13 protein-coding genes are annotated in these 13,503 nt (G+C 44.8%); 10 read left to right on the top strand and 3 right to left on the bottom strand.

Annotated elements, in window-relative coordinates; translation table 11 throughout:
• Window positions 1-169: 169 nt before the first annotated feature.
• Both ACJJIR_RS10110 and ACJJIR_RS10105 read left to right on the top strand, forming a co-directional pair.
• A complete protein-coding gene (locus ACJJIR_RS10110) occupies window positions 170-1,066 on the top strand; it encodes a peroxiredoxin family protein (RefSeq protein WP_444908258.1) in 897 nt (298 codons plus the stop codon).
• 302 nt (window positions 1,067-1,368) lie between these two features.
• Window positions 1,369-2,118, top strand: coding sequence for an alpha/beta hydrolase family protein (locus ACJJIR_RS10105; protein ID WP_444908257.1), 750 nt, complete (start codon window positions 1,369-1,371; stop codon window positions 2,116-2,118).
• Window positions 2,119-2,265: 147 nt separating this feature from the next.
• Here ACJJIR_RS10105 and ACJJIR_RS10100 read toward each other — a convergent pair whose 3' ends face one another.
• Window positions 2,266-3,159, bottom strand: coding sequence for a LysR family transcriptional regulator (locus ACJJIR_RS10100; protein ID WP_444908256.1), 894 nt, complete (start codon window positions 3,157-3,159; stop codon window positions 2,266-2,268).
• Between the two features lie 192 nt (window positions 3,160-3,351).
• Here ACJJIR_RS10100 and ACJJIR_RS10095 point away from each other — a divergent pair, with 192 nt between their 5' ends.
• On the top strand, window positions 3,352-4,014 hold the full coding sequence (locus ACJJIR_RS10095; RefSeq protein ID WP_444908255.1) for a peroxiredoxin-like family protein: 663 nt from the start codon (window positions 3,352-3,354) through the stop codon (window positions 4,012-4,014).
• Window positions 4,015-4,122: 108 nt separating this feature from the next.
• Window positions 4,123-4,689 carry a carboxymuconolactone decarboxylase family protein gene (locus tag ACJJIR_RS10090; protein ID WP_444908254.1) on the top strand — a complete coding sequence of 189 codons (567 nt, stop codon included), beginning with the start codon at window positions 4,123-4,125 and terminating at the stop codon, window positions 4,687-4,689.
• 238 nt (window positions 4,690-4,927) lie between these two features.
• Here ACJJIR_RS10090 and ACJJIR_RS10085 read toward each other — a convergent pair whose 3' ends face one another.
• Window positions 4,928-5,821 (bottom strand): enoyl-CoA hydratase/isomerase family protein, encoded by an 894-nt coding sequence (locus ACJJIR_RS10085; RefSeq protein ID WP_444908253.1) that lies wholly within the window; start codon window positions 5,819-5,821, stop codon window positions 4,928-4,930.
• Between the two features lie 291 nt (window positions 5,822-6,112).
• Here ACJJIR_RS10085 and ACJJIR_RS10080 point away from each other — a divergent pair, with 291 nt between their 5' ends.
• The 6 genes from ACJJIR_RS10080 to zigA all read left to right on the top strand — a co-directional run bounded on the left by ACJJIR_RS10080 (window position 6,113) and on the right by zigA (window position 12,013).
• Window positions 6,113-7,522 carry a S41 family peptidase gene (locus ACJJIR_RS10080; RefSeq protein WP_444908252.1) on the top strand — a complete coding sequence of 470 codons (1,410 nt, stop codon included), beginning with the start codon at window positions 6,113-6,115 and terminating at the stop codon, window positions 7,520-7,522.
• Between the two features lie 206 nt (window positions 7,523-7,728).
• A complete protein-coding gene (locus ACJJIR_RS10075; RefSeq protein ID WP_444908251.1) occupies window positions 7,729-8,157 on the top strand; it encodes a hypothetical protein in 429 nt (142 codons plus the stop codon).
• A 96-nt stretch (window positions 8,158-8,253) separates the two neighbouring features.
• Window positions 8,254-8,652: a hypothetical protein gene (locus tag ACJJIR_RS10070; protein WP_444908250.1), complete on the top strand. Its 399-nt coding sequence runs from the start codon at window positions 8,254-8,256 to the stop codon at window positions 8,650-8,652.
• 54 nt (window positions 8,653-8,706) lie between these two features.
• Window positions 8,707-9,108: a hypothetical protein gene (locus ACJJIR_RS10065; RefSeq protein WP_444908249.1), complete on the top strand. Its 402-nt coding sequence runs from the start codon at window positions 8,707-8,709 to the stop codon at window positions 9,106-9,108.
• 324 nt (window positions 9,109-9,432) lie between these two features.
• Entirely contained in the window at window positions 9,433-10,686 is a 1,254-nt protein-coding gene (locus tag ACJJIR_RS10060) for a tyrosine-type recombinase/integrase (protein ID WP_444908248.1), read from the top strand.
• A gap of 121 nt (window positions 10,687-10,807) precedes the next feature.
• A complete protein-coding gene (gene zigA / locus ACJJIR_RS10055) occupies window positions 10,808-12,013 on the top strand; it encodes a zinc metallochaperone GTPase ZigA (protein ID WP_444908247.1) in 1,206 nt (401 codons plus the stop codon).
• A 100-nt stretch (window positions 12,014-12,113) separates the two neighbouring features.
• Here the strand turns inward: zigA and ACJJIR_RS10050 are convergent, their stop codons facing one another.
• Window positions 12,114-13,499: a S8 family peptidase gene (locus tag ACJJIR_RS10050; RefSeq protein WP_444908246.1), complete on the bottom strand. Its 1,386-nt coding sequence runs from the start codon at window positions 13,497-13,499 to the stop codon at window positions 12,114-12,116.
• Window positions 13,500-13,503: the final 4 nt, after the last annotated feature.

The raw sequence follows: 13,503 nt of genomic DNA, 5'->3' as shown, positions 1-13,503 counted from the left end.
TGAGTGTAAGTTACTCATGCCAGCCACAACTAATAGATCGATAAAATAAATTCAATTGTATCCGTTTTCGCAACATTGTTTCTCTATTCGAACTGATTATTGAGTCAAAGTGATGTACTAGGATAGATCGCAAGTTTTGGACATTAACCCAACGCTTCAGGAGCTTGAAATGAAAGCAAAACTTATTTTACCAATGATTCTATTAAACATGCTTGGCGGAGTAGGGTCCGGCATCATGATCTATATATCTGGTGGCAATCCGGTTTGGGTCGGCGCACTTTTAGCGACCCTGCCTTTACCATTTTTCTTGATGGTCTTAACAAATGTGTTCAGCATTTCAAGAACGTCAGAAAGGTTACCAGTTATTCAAGCCGTTAACTTTATAGGAGTTGCACTGGTTGCTTATTCAACTTATTCGAACCAGGCTCCAATGTCCTTGCCTCAGTACGTTCCTATTGCAGCTGCTGCCCTGGGCTTCGTATCCCTTCATTGGTATGTCTGGTCATTCTCCGTTTACAACCGCAGAAAGAGCAAGGCCATATCAAAAGGCCAAAAACTGCCTGAAATGAATTTTAATCGATTAGATAAATCGGCTGTGTCTTCCACTTCTTTTGACGAATCTAAAACACTATTAGTGTTCTTTAGAGCCAACTGGTGCCCATTTTGTATGAACCAGTTAAAAGAAGTGAAGAAGTATGCTGAGACACTTAAGCAATATGATGTGAAGGTAAAGTTTATCTCTAACCAAGGCTACGACAACTCAAGGAAGTTAGCCGACAAGCTTGACCTACCTGGTCATTTTGAAATTCTTCAAGATGACAACTTAATGGGTGCTAAAGCCCTAGGCATTGAAGATATTGACGGTTCCCCTGCAGGAATGCCTGGGTACCCTAAAGATACCGTTATGGCCACAGTGATAGCACTGAATGAAGATGGTACGGTTATATTCGGTGATGAGACCGACAATTATCGGAGACGCCCAGACCCGACAACGTTTCTGCATGTTTTTGAAGGCTCAAAGCCGCAGACTTTAGATGCTAACCCAACTCTCAAAGGTACCGCCTAGTGAGGTAAAATATCAATCTCTCATAGAGCTTATCGATAGGCCCATGAAGAGTGAAAGATAACTGTCTAGCTAGCAATATTATCGCAGGCCTGAACCGGGATTAAGTAAATGCCTTAGAACAACCAATATGGATTATATAAAGCCTGAAGATTCTATCGATGCCTAAGCAAATACAGGTCCACCTTATATCAGTTGACATATAAAAGACTATCACATATTCACATACCCCTTTCTATGATAGACAGGGGTTTTTCCTTGTTGAGATTAGAGTATTCTGTAAGTAATTGAAATTGGAGAACGTCATGGAGTTTAACTTCCCAAATCGTGATGGCGTAGAATTAAAGGGTAAGTTAGAAGAATCTGCTGGAATCCCAAAGTCTTATGCAATTTTTGCACATTGCTTTACTTGCTCAAAAAATATTATTGCAGCAAGCAATATTTGTAAGTCATTAACCAGTAAAGGAATATCAGTATTAAGGTTTGACTTCACTGGATTGGGTAATAGTGATGGAGATTTTTCCAATACTAATTTTTCATCCAATGTTGAAGATTTACTTAGTGCTTACAATGAAATCGAAAACCGCTTCGAGGCACCAAAATTGTTAATTGGGCATAGTTTTGGAGGTGCTGCCGTTTTGAAAGCCGCTGGTATGATAAAGACAGCTAAAGCTGTTGTTACTATAGCTGCCCCAAGTGATGTTAAACACATCCAGCATATGTTTAAAGAGGAACTCGATAGCATCAATAAAACAGGTCAGGCAAGAGTGGTTCTGGCTGGCCGAGAGTTTACGCTAAAGAAGCAGTTCATTGATGATATAAATGAAGCAGACGTCTTGGTTAACCTTAAGGAATTAAGGAAAGCGCTGCTAGTAATGCATTCACCACTAGACAGCACTGTTTCAATTGAGCATGCGGCGAAAATATTCGCTGCTGCGAATCATCCTAAAAGTTTTATTTCTTTAGACAAAGCTGATCATTTGCTTATGAAAAAATCAGATGCTGAATATGTCGGTAATGTTATTGGAGCCTGGGTTCAAAGATACATTAATTAATATCGAATGTTACAGAGAGTAATATCGAACTTTAAAGCCTTGCAACATTAAAGAACCGTCAACTGTCGAGAGCTGGGCTGTAAAGAACAATAGAAACAGCACTAGATGGAATTTAGGTTATTCCTAGTCCACCTAATAATCCAGGGCTTAACTCAGTTCCTTTTTTAGAAACTCGATAAAGACTCTGGTCTTTGCCGGCATCGCTCGACCACTGGGAATCAGTGCGCTAACAGGCGGTCCTGGAACTACTTTCTCTGGGAATAACTCAACAACTTCACTATTTTGAACAGAAAAGCCAAGCGCTTTATCATATACCTGAGCTATTCCCATACCGGCTACCACTGCGTCAATCAGAGTTCGTCCATCTCTGAATATTGCTAGCGGTGAGGGGGAAAATTCAGTAATTGGGCCTCCATCTTCTTGGAACAACCAGCCTCTCAATTTTCCTGTAGGTGCGCGGAAAACAAGAGAATCATGCTCCTTTAAATCTTCCAAAGTCTTTGGCATACCCTTTTGTGAAAGATATTCAGGTGAAGCGCACAGGATACGTCTGGTTTCACATATTTTTTTTGCGATAAAAGAACTATCTTCCAGTTCACCAATCCTCACGACGACATCCCATTCACCTCTAATAGCGTCCTCCAGGCTATCTGAAAGAGAGACCTCGACCGTAACCTTGGGATGCAACTGCGTGAACCCCTTTAACGCACTGACAATATTTCGGCCTATGCCTATTGGCAAATTGATACGCAATCGTCCAGCAGGCTCATCCTTCCTGGCATGCAGCAAAAGCCTGGCCTCATTGATTGTTTCTAACGCATGTTTTGCGGCATCTAGAAATATTTTGCCTTCTTCTGTCAGCCTGATACTTCGTGTGGTTCTGTTGAATAGCTTAAGACCCAATTCCTCCTCAAGCTTCTTCACTGCCTTACCAGCGCCTGATTTGGTTGAGTTCAATGATGCCGCCGCTTTTGTAAAGCTTCCATGTTCGGCAACGGCAATAAATACAACTATTTCGTTCAAATGGGCTTGTTGAAACACAGATTGTGTCCCTAATGGATACAATGAGTATCAAAATAGCATGTTTATAGCGCAAATCAAAGTAACTAATCTTCCCAATAGTGGTTTGGCGTAAGTACCTGCATAGAGACCAATTGGAGAATTAGCCAGGTCACATCTAAGGCTTACCCAAAGCTCGCGCTTCCAAACTTTAAACCATTAGAGGAATAGGTTATGTCTCTTCAAGACAAACTAGATGCTTTCAAAGAAGTATTTAAGCAACAGGCCCCGGAAGGAGCATTTGAAGCCTTTGCCAGATCATCCAAGGAATTGGCTGCTAGTGGCCAAGTTGAACGCTCGATTAAAGTAGGGGAGAAAGTCCCATACTTTACATTGCCAGATTCAGAGGGTAACGACGTTGCCCTGGAAGGGCTCCTTGCCAAAGGGCCCGTTATTCTAACGTTCTATCGAGGCGTGTGGTGCCCTTACTGCAATATTGAGCTGCAAGCGTTAGAAGAAGTTGCTGCAGAGATCAAAGCGCGTGGCGCAACCCTGGTTGCTATTTCCATGCAAGGGCCCGCTGAAAGCCGTAAATCTCAGAGAGATAACAAGCTAAGCTTCCCAATTCTGACTGACCAAAGCGGAAAGCTTGCTGAAAAGCTTGGTATCCGCTGGACATTACAACCTTATGTAATTGAGTTCCACAAGGTGTTCAAAGTCGAACTCCCGACCATCCATCGTGACGGCGCGTGGAACTTACCTATGCCAGCAAGATATGTCATAGATACCGATGGAACAATCGCATATGCGGAGGTGAATCCTGACTATACGCGTCGCCCAGAACCCAGCGACTTATTTCCCGTACTTGAAAAGCTGAGTCAGTTTACAACTGCATAGTATGTAAACACCTCCACCTCTTTTGCGCTGACTGGCGCCAAAGAGGTGCAAGCACTCAATGTAAATAGATATCGAGCACCGTAAAACCCAACTTATATGGTAAGACTCATGGTCAATTTTACACGTTACACAATTGAAACAGCACCAGAAGCCTCTAAGCCCACTCTAGAAGCCGCTAAAAAGAAAATGGGATTTGTACCCAATCTAATGGCAACCATGGCCGAATCACCTGTAATGGTAGAGAGCTACCTAACACTTATGGGATTATTTGATAAATCTCGCTTGAGTGAAACGGAGCGAGAGATAATCCTGATGACAAACAGCCGCCTAAACGGTTGCACCTACTGCATGGCTGCGCATACCGCCGTTTGCAAAATGGCCGGTGTAGATGAAAATGTAATCAAGGCGCTGCGTAGTGGCAAAAAACTCGATGATCCTAAACTCGAAGCGCTCCGAGCATTCAGTGTCATTATCAATGAGAAACGTGGATGGGCCACAGAAGAGGAGGTTGAGGCGTTTCTTGCAGCAGGTTATACGAAAGAGACAGTTCTAGAGGTGATAGTTGGAACCAGTCTAAAAGTACTCTCGAATTACTCTACCCACAATCTGAATGTCAGTCTCGATGATGCATTTTTGCCGATGGCTTGGAGTAAGGATATGGATTCGAATGATTGAGCGTAAAGGCAAATAAAAAACATGTATCCGATTCATGCGTCTAATAAAGAGTGGGCCTTGGGAAGAGGGCGCCTGTCCAAATCATAAAAGTGACGATAAGAACCCCACTGATTCACCAAAGTAATGAGGCCCATATAGCCACTATGGGCCTCTACTACATTGTCCGAGATATATTCGTGGTATCTAAGCCCTAAACAATATATTCTCTTAAATACAGCCTTCTTTTGGCTTATCGCAATTACTCCATTTCGCTACGAACAATGCCGGGTGTTTTGGCTTGTCCCCGTACTCGGTCAGGATGATCGCGCTCGTTAAAGCGCCTCAAGCCTTCGGATAGCTCTGCTCTGGATTCAGAGTCGCTGAATAATCGGTTAAAGCACTCAGCCTCAATTCGTAGACCTTCATCAAGATCCTTTCCATAACCACGGATGGCAGCTTCTTTATCAGAGTGAATCGCTGGCTGGGGAAGGGTAGAGATATACTGTGCTAACTCAATGGCACGGTCTAATGCGGTTCCCTTTGGCACCACTTCGTTGGCCAACCCAATGCGATAAGCTTCTTCAGCATTGATAACTTTTCCCGTGATGATTAACTCCAGCGCTCGCCCCATACCAACAATACGCGGCAAACGCTGAGTACCACCATCGGCTAGGCCGATATTCCAACGACGACAAGTCATTCCAAAGGATGCCTGCTCTTCTACAATCCGCATATCGGCAAAACATGCCCACTCAAAGCCACCCGCATAAGCAATTCCGTTCACAGCCGCAATGATAGGCTTATAAATATCGGTCCAGCGGGATGGACCTATAATACCTGGAGCTTCTCCTCGGTTATGCCGGGCAATATCAGCGGGCTCTACAGGACATAAAACAGCCACGTCAGGATCGGGGTGATTAGTGGGTTCGGTTGCAGCAAGATTGCTTTTCAAATCACCCCCTGCACAAAATGCAGAATCGCCAGCACCGGTGATTACCGCAACTTTTGCTCCGTCATCGGTACGAAAGCGATCGAATGCATCCACCAGCTCACGGTGAGCGCGAGTACCAATACAGTTCTTAACCTCTGGACGGTTAAAAGTAACGATGGCTACAGGGCCAATTTGCTCGTATTTAATATGATGATATTCCATGTCATAAGACCTTTATCATGTGGCGTCGAAGTAATATTTAAAACCTACCCTTGATACATCAAATGAGAATTTAATCCAGGTGCCGATTAAGAATGGATCAATATATACCGCAATAAGTTAGTACGAATGAACCTTTTTCAGGTAATAAAAATTTATTTGCTACCGCAATAAAATCTTGTACTTTTCATCCTGCAATGATTAGATGGTTACACACCTATTCTAATATCCATTTCTTAAAACTTTAGCATCAATTTAACTTTACTTGAGGATGCGACAGGAAAGGCGGCGACCATGCACTTTAAAACAATAATTAATACTGCAGTTTTGACTTTTTTGGCTCTATCACAAAATGCTCTTTCAACATCTGTATCAGACTCGAAGACCTTACAAATTTCTGAGGAATGGAAATTTCAGACTAACAACGCTACTCGCAATATTGTTTCAACATCAGAAGGGGCTTTGGCGCATATAGTAGCTCAAGCTGACAGCCAACTATTTATGACTCTTGATATTGATCCATCAATTTTCCATAAGGGGCCAACAGAATTAAAATTCAAAATCAAGGCGAATGAAGTCACTAAAACTGGCCACTTTATCGTTAAGGTTGAAGGCAATGGATCACCCCTTTATCTATACGAAATGAGAAATGATCCAGTTAGTGGAACTCACGATTGGCGCACAGTTTCCGTGAGCATCCCACGCCTTAGTAAAGCGACAAATGCAATAGTCGGTTATCTTATGTTTTCATCTGGAGAAGTGTGGCTGGGAGATGTGCAATTATTACAAGATAAAACTGAGGCTGAATCGAACAAGTCTTACGACAAACTCAAAGAATATGCGCTTTCACTAATCAAAGATCACTACATTTTGCGCGACACGATCGATATTACAGAGTTCGAACAATTTGCAGACGACGTTTTTATGGGAATTCAAAACGATGATCAAGCAGATGCGGCTCTCACTGCATTATTTTCAAAACTCAATCATAAACATCTTACAATCTATAATCGGGCAGATACCTCCGCGTATGGAGAAACAAGACAACTGAAGAGTGAATTAAGTTTAGTTGGCAATAAAACTGCCTTAATTTCTCTCCCCAAGAAGTTTGGTTCTGAAACAGCTCGACAGGCGGAATTTACCCGCACAGGCGCACTAATCGAGAAATATAGTGAAAACGGGGTACAGAATTGGATTATTGATTTGCGCGATCAACCAGGGGGTAATCTGGTCCCGCTATTTTATCTCACCAGACAGTTTTTCTCAGATCAGCAGCTCTACTCAAGCCAATTGGTTGACGGATCGGAAGAATTTTTCTGGTTGAAAGACGGTAGTGTTGAGGCCGGTAATAGGACGTCAATGGAAAGATCTCTATCACGGAAAGATAATTCTACTGCGCATCATCCACTCTCAAAAGCAAGAGTAATTGTACTGATAAGTGATGATACTGGTAGTGCGCCAGAGATGCTCGCCCAAACTTTTTTAGATCGAGAAAATACTATTCTGATAGGATCAGAGACAGCAGGCCTAATGTCTACAAATTATACATTTGAATTTACAAACGGTACGACAATTGCGCTGCCAATAGGGCAGTCAGCCTCGATACGCGGCGAACCAGTATATAAAATTCAACCCCACATCAATACAGAGCCTGATGAAGCATTAAGTGTTGCGCTAAAGTACCTAGAGGACAATCGACTGTAACCCCGTGTCAGATAATTCATAACGAAATAGGGTGGGCACAACCCACCCAAACACATGTGACTCAAGTGCAAAGTGGCTCATTTGAATTTAAGTGTGCATTGCAGAGGGCCACTTATCTACCGAGAGGAGCGAAAATTTGATGGTGTATGCGTTACCATTTGGGGCAAGCCTTAAAGCTGGAAAGGGCGAGTAATCGAGGATAATAAATGGATTCGGTTATTACATTTCCTGTAGTGTGCTTTTTAAATGGAAAAATTACAGTGCACACAAAGAGTAGCTTCAAAGCATTAGGGGCTCGTTTTTTGGACGAGCAGACATTTGTCACTCTGGAGAATCGGCGATCAAAAGCAAAAGATGGTTGGATACTTGACTCTAGCGGGAAGTTTGTACCTTTATCTCATAGCGGCAATTTGAGAGAATGGGCTCGTCCTATTTCCTTCCTCTGGAATGCAGTGTTGACTAAGTACCAAGCTAATATCGAGGGGGCTGTGAAGGTAGGCTTTGTACTGAAAGACTTAGATTCGATGTCCAAATCCTCGCCGGGAAAGCTTGGGATGGATTTCAAAAGATTTCTAAGTAAGTATGAGCCTGACCAGTATATTACTAGTGATATGCTGAAAGAGTGGCCCCTTTAGTTTGACATTTTCTTGTAAGCCTCACACGCCAGATATACTCTGTTATTATATTTTGCCTCCTCCAAAGAAGCTTCCTCTAAAGTCGGCAAGACCGAAATGATTCAAATCAAGACCAAAGTTGATGATGGTCCAGGTTCTGTGAGGCTTTGTAGTACGTGCGCAGGGACAGGCATTGATCAACAATGGAGAGTTTGTGACGGATGTGCAGGAGCTGGAATTTTGGTAGATAATCCAGCCATGTCTGATTTGCAGCTAACGATATTTGCTAACGAAGTTCAGCCGCACCGGCAGTACCTCGCGAGCATAAACACCGACCTGGTTAACCAGGACCCAAAACAAACGGAGAGTGTCATGGCAGCAACCAGGCATTCCCACAGCAAGGGGACACGTGAATATCGGAAAAAAAACCGCCAAGAAAAAGTGGACTGCCAAGTAAAGCACTTAATCAGTATTCATAAAAGTCCGTTATTAATCAATAAGTTATCACAACCTTGATCAACTAAAGCTCTTCGCCGCACAAATTTTAACCGATCGGCTAGGGTAATAACAATGAATTACAAATTAGGTTTCCGTTGGACTCTAATTACCCTAAATTTGGCAATGGTCTCATGGTTTGGCTTTTCTCAAGCCGGCACTGGTTATATTGATGAAAGTGGGCATTTAGATGTTATCTACATATTAATTAGATCACTGGCGGTCATTTTATTGTCTTTCACTGCCTCGGTTGTAATTGTTCGATCACGAGGAAAAGGTATAGCTATATCAATTATTACCTCTTTAATTTTTGGGGTGCTCCTTTTATGGTCGGGCTTGGTTACTAACTCGATGTCAGAATATGGCGGTAGCAGCGGTTTACTTTATGGAATTACAATCTTTTTGGTAGGGTTTACTCTAGCGTTGTTTTTTTGCTCAGTTGTATATGTTGGCTCAGCTAAGGTGATCAATAGGTAATTCTCTTGCACAAAAGGGGCCGAACGGTAATTTTTCTCCAGTGCCAGGAACCTATTTTGATGAAAATGGTGACCCAGTTACCGTTGGAGTAGGGCCGTTGGTAATACAGTCAGCGTAGATAGTACGACAGCCTATAATTTTAATTCTAATACCTGAACGTTAATAATCCTGTGGCTACAGGCTCATTAGTTGGACGTCCAAAAAATTCAAACCTAGGCTCCACCAGGAGCCCCATTATTTCCGATATTTGTGAATATCGGATATTTTATAAATGCCCGTTTTTCCGTATAATTTGCCGCATTCCAACAACAACTCCATATTTCTATGTCTGCTTCCAACCGGCCACCAGCACCAATCATCGACAACCTGAGCAATCTTGAGAATCCATTCCGCTGCACCAGCTTTTCAGCTAGCCGTTATCTCAGCAAGCAGATTCCTGGTGCTAATACCGATCTGGAGTTCACGCTTAAGTTTCTTTACAGCTACAACGGTAGCCAGGCAACGTTTAACAGCTACCGCCGTGAACTTGAGCGCTTGCTGCAATGGGCGTGGCGCATTGAAGAAGCTTCAATAATGACTCTGAAGCGCGAACACATTGAGGAGTTTGTGCAGTTTTGCATTGAGCCGCCAATTGCCTGGATCGGAACTAAGAATGTTGCCAGATTCAAAACACAAAATGGCGAGCGCGTTGTGAATGCCGATTGGCGGCCATTCGTAGTCAGTGTGTCCAAAGTTGAGTTTCGTGCTGGCAAGACGGCTTCCCCCAAGGAGTTTCGGCCATCCCAGGCAGCGATCAAATGCATCTTTACTGCATTGTCATCCTTCTTCGATTTTCTCTATCAAGAAGGCTTGGTCCCAGCCAATCCTGTGGCACTGATTCGCCAGAAAAGTAAGTTTGTTCGACGTGAGCAACAAAGCCAGGTTGTACGTCGAATCAGCAACTTGCAGTGGGACTATGTCCTGGAGACTGCTGAGATCATGGCCGAGACATCACCAACAGATCACGAGCGAACTTTATTCATTATGAACGCCCTATTCGCTATGTATTTGCGAATCTCTGAGTTGGTTGCAGATGAAAGATCGGCACCAGTTATGGGTGATTTCAAGAAAGATCGCGACGGAAGCTGGTGGTTTCACGTTACGGGTAAAGGTAATAAAGGCCGGGCAATCACTGTTTGCGACCAAATGCTCAAGGCCTTGAAGCGCTACAGAAATTATTTGCAGCTCCCTGCTCTGCCCAGCATTAATGAGCAGACACCTCTGGTGCACAAGTCCCGTGGCAAGGGACCGGTTACCAGTACCCGGCAGGTTCGCCTGATTGTTCAAAACTGCTTTGATGCTGCCCACCAACGGATGGTTGAAGAAGGCTTAGGGGAAGATGCTGAAGATCTTAAGGCTGCCACTGTGCACTGGCTCCGCCATACGGGTATTTCTGAAGATGTGAAGTACCGCCCCCGCGAGCATGTGCGCGATGATGCGGGCCATGCAAGTATGGCTACGACCGATCGCTACATTGATTCCGATATGCGGGAGCGGCATGAAAGTGGGCGGAGTAAGCGGGTAAAGGAGGAGCGGTAATACTACCGCCCTACCCTCATGTAAATGAAATAGCTTGACCCATAAAAGATACGATATATCATTGCGCACAATCTGATTAACCTAGTACACATGGATGAATACTCAGAGTGTGGAGAGACTAATGGCACATACAAACAAACTCCCAGTCACCGTCCTTTCAGGTTTTCTAGGTGCCGGTAAAACTACCGTACTTAGCCACATACTGAACAATCGCGAAGGCAAAAAAGTTGCTGTAATCGTCAATGACATGAGTGAAATCAATATTGATTCGACGAAAGTACAGAGCGAAGTTTCTCTTAACCGTAGTGAGGAGAAGCTTGTTGAAATGAGTAATGGCTGTATTTGCTGCACTCTGCGGGAAGACCTTCTGGAGGAAGTCACTAAGCTTGCGCAGGAAGGACGGTTTGATTATCTCGTTATTGAATCAACAGGGATTTCTGAACCCTTACCCGTTGCAGAAACCTTCACTTTTGCCGACGAAAATGGTGTTTCTCTCTCTGATGTTGCCAGTTTGGACACAATGGTGACGGTGGTCGATGCAGTCAATTTTTTAAAGGACTATGACGAGGCCGTATTTTTACAGGATGCTGGTGAATCATTAGGTGAAGACGACGAACGCAGTGTAACTGATTTGCTGATCGACCAGGTCGAGTTCGCAGATGTCATTCTGATCAGTAAAACAGATTTAGCTGGCCCTTCTGATGTTGAGCGCCTAGAGGCCATTCTGCGAACTCTAAATACGCAGGCAAAAATAGTTCCGGTCTCTCAAGGGCAAGTCGATATTGACGAGGTTCTAAGTACCGGCTTATTTAACTTCGAGCGCGCGCAGCAAGCACCTGGTTGGCTTAAAGAGATGCGAGGTGAACATATTCCTGAAACGGAAGAGTATGGCATTAGCAGTTTCAGCTACGAAGCACGTAGACCCTTCCATCCAGAAAAATTTCATCAATTTCTGCACAATACTGAGAGGCACGGCAAGTTAATTCGTTCCAAAGGGTATTTTTGGCTGGCGTCCCGCCCTGAGTTTGCAGGCGAATGGAGTCAAGCGGGAGGCATTGCCCACTATGGTTTCGCTGGGATGTTCTGGAAAGCTATACCCAAAGAAAACTGGCCCACAGACGAAAATTATCGCAGCTCCATTGAAAAACAATGGGTAGAACCCTTTGGTGATATGCGGCAAGAACTAGTATTTATTGGCCAGAGTTTGAATCAAACCAGCATGACAAAAGCGCTTGATGACTGCCTGCTAAGCGAGGACGAAGTGCTACGAGGCAAAGAATACTGGGCGACATTGAATGATCCATTTCCCGCATGGGAACAAGAATGAATATTAACCTCACCCCTGTACTTGGCTAGATCCTTTAGTGGGAAAGTGTAAAAGACCGACGAAATGTCGGTCTTTTATTAAGCTAGCGCCTTTCGACAGTTCAATTCTCTATAGCGGCCTCAACGGCTGCCGCCGCATCAACAATGCCTGACCCACAGCGCCGACATGAGCCTGTAAAACTTCGGGCTGTACTGGTGAGAATGGATTCAACCTCATCTGGTGTAACATCGGGCTTGACTGAATATATAAGTGCGGCTGTACCGGCAACATGTGGAGCGGCCATGCTGGTGCCGGCGTAGTAAGCGAAGCTATCACTACCGGGAGTTCGCGCGCCGCTGTTTAATGTAGAGAGAACGCCATCGGATTCCACCGAGTTAGTTTCACCTCCGGGGGCGGCGACATCGACCACATTGCCATAGTTGGAGTAGTAAGCAAGCCCACCGGAGCGGTTAGTTGCGGATACTGTAATAACTCCTGAACAGTTAGCTGGCGAAAACCAGAAGGCATTCCGCCCAGAGTTACCCGCGGCAACAACAACGGTGGCGCCCAGACTACGGACTGTATTGATGGCGCTTTGAGTTGTGCTTCCACAGAGGCCAAAGCCCCCCAGGCTCAAGTTCAACACTTGAGCCGGAGTTTCATTGGCTGGTGCACCACTAACCGAGCCGCCAGCGCTCCAGACAATGCCGTCGGCAATATCAGAAGTGTAACCGCCGCATCGGCCGAGCACGCGAACGGGGAGCACCTTTGCTTTATGGGCTATCCCAGCGATACCCATATTGTTGTTGGTGACGGCAGCAATGGTGCCGGCCACATGAGTGCCGTGCCAGCTGCTATCAAACTCGGGATACAGTGGGTTTCCGCAGTAACTATCGGTATACCAATCCCCGGGATCACTGGCATCACTATCACGACCATCCCCATCTACAGCGATATCGGAATCCGAAATCATGTCGTAACCAGGCAGCAAGTTGTCCATGAGGTCTGAGTGAGCGAGATAACCGGTATCAATAACTGCTACTACCACGCCCTCCCCCTGAGTTATATCCCAGGCTGCGGGCAAATTCAGTCCACCATCAGCTTCAAAGTAGTGCCACTGGTCGTAATAGCTGGGGTCATTGGGAACCGCCATAGGGTGCATCATCAAGTCGGGCTCAGCGTACTCAATATTGGGGTCTTGTTTTAGGCGGTTGATTATCAGGTTGATCTCGGCTTGGCTTTTTCGGCCCCCCAGGTGCATGACTTGTGCACCCGTCGCCATGCGCCGCAAGTGGCGCAAATTGTGGCCGGCACGGCGAGAGGCCTTCTCCACGGTTTCCTGAGTCATGCTCGCTGACCGTCCGATCGTGGAATCCTGCTTGTATTTCACAATGATCCGGTCAGTTATTGGGGCACTACTTATGTTATCCATTTGGGTGGCGAATGAGCCTGTACATAGAAGTGAAAACACACCTGCTAGAGTGGATTTTTTCAACAGTGACTTCATTATT

The organism is Microbulbifer maximicatervae (SeqCode) (genome assembly GCF_052467385.1).
Note: the sequence above shows the minus strand (reverse complement) of the source record. Positions and strands in the feature narration are given on the sequence as shown.

What these genes read in the sequence shown, in the direction of transcription:
- ACJJIR_RS10050 (WP_444908246.1), bottom strand. Translation starts at nt 13,499, where the DNA reads ATGAAGTCACTGTTGAAAAAATCCACTCTAGCAGGTGTGTTTTCACTT.
- zigA (WP_444908247.1), top strand. Translation starts at nt 10,808, where the DNA reads ATGGCACATACAAACAAACTCCCAGTCACCGTCCTTTCAGGTTTTCTA.
- ACJJIR_RS10065 (WP_444908249.1), top strand. Translation starts at nt 8,707, where the DNA reads ATGAATTACAAATTAGGTTTCCGTTGGACTCTAATTACCCTAAATTTG.
- ACJJIR_RS10105 (WP_444908257.1), top strand. Translation starts at nt 1,369, where the DNA reads ATGGAGTTTAACTTCCCAAATCGTGATGGCGTAGAATTAAAGGGTAAG.
- ACJJIR_RS10090 (WP_444908254.1), top strand. Translation starts at nt 4,123, where the DNA reads ATGGTCAATTTTACACGTTACACAATTGAAACAGCACCAGAAGCCTCT.
- ACJJIR_RS10080 (WP_444908252.1), top strand. Translation starts at nt 6,113, where the DNA reads ATGCACTTTAAAACAATAATTAATACTGCAGTTTTGACTTTTTTGGCT.
- ACJJIR_RS10070 (WP_444908250.1), top strand. Translation starts at nt 8,254, where the DNA reads ATGATTCAAATCAAGACCAAAGTTGATGATGGTCCAGGTTCTGTGAGG.
- ACJJIR_RS10075 (WP_444908251.1), top strand. Translation starts at nt 7,729, where the DNA reads ATGGATTCGGTTATTACATTTCCTGTAGTGTGCTTTTTAAATGGAAAA.
- ACJJIR_RS10095 (WP_444908255.1), top strand. Translation starts at nt 3,352, where the DNA reads ATGTCTCTTCAAGACAAACTAGATGCTTTCAAAGAAGTATTTAAGCAA.
- ACJJIR_RS10110 (WP_444908258.1), top strand. Translation starts at nt 170, where the DNA reads ATGAAAGCAAAACTTATTTTACCAATGATTCTATTAAACATGCTTGGC.
- ACJJIR_RS10060 (WP_444908248.1), top strand. Translation starts at nt 9,433, where the DNA reads ATGTCTGCTTCCAACCGGCCACCAGCACCAATCATCGACAACCTGAGC.
- ACJJIR_RS10085 (WP_444908253.1), bottom strand. Translation starts at nt 5,821, where the DNA reads ATGGAATATCATCATATTAAATACGAGCAAATTGGCCCTGTAGCCATC.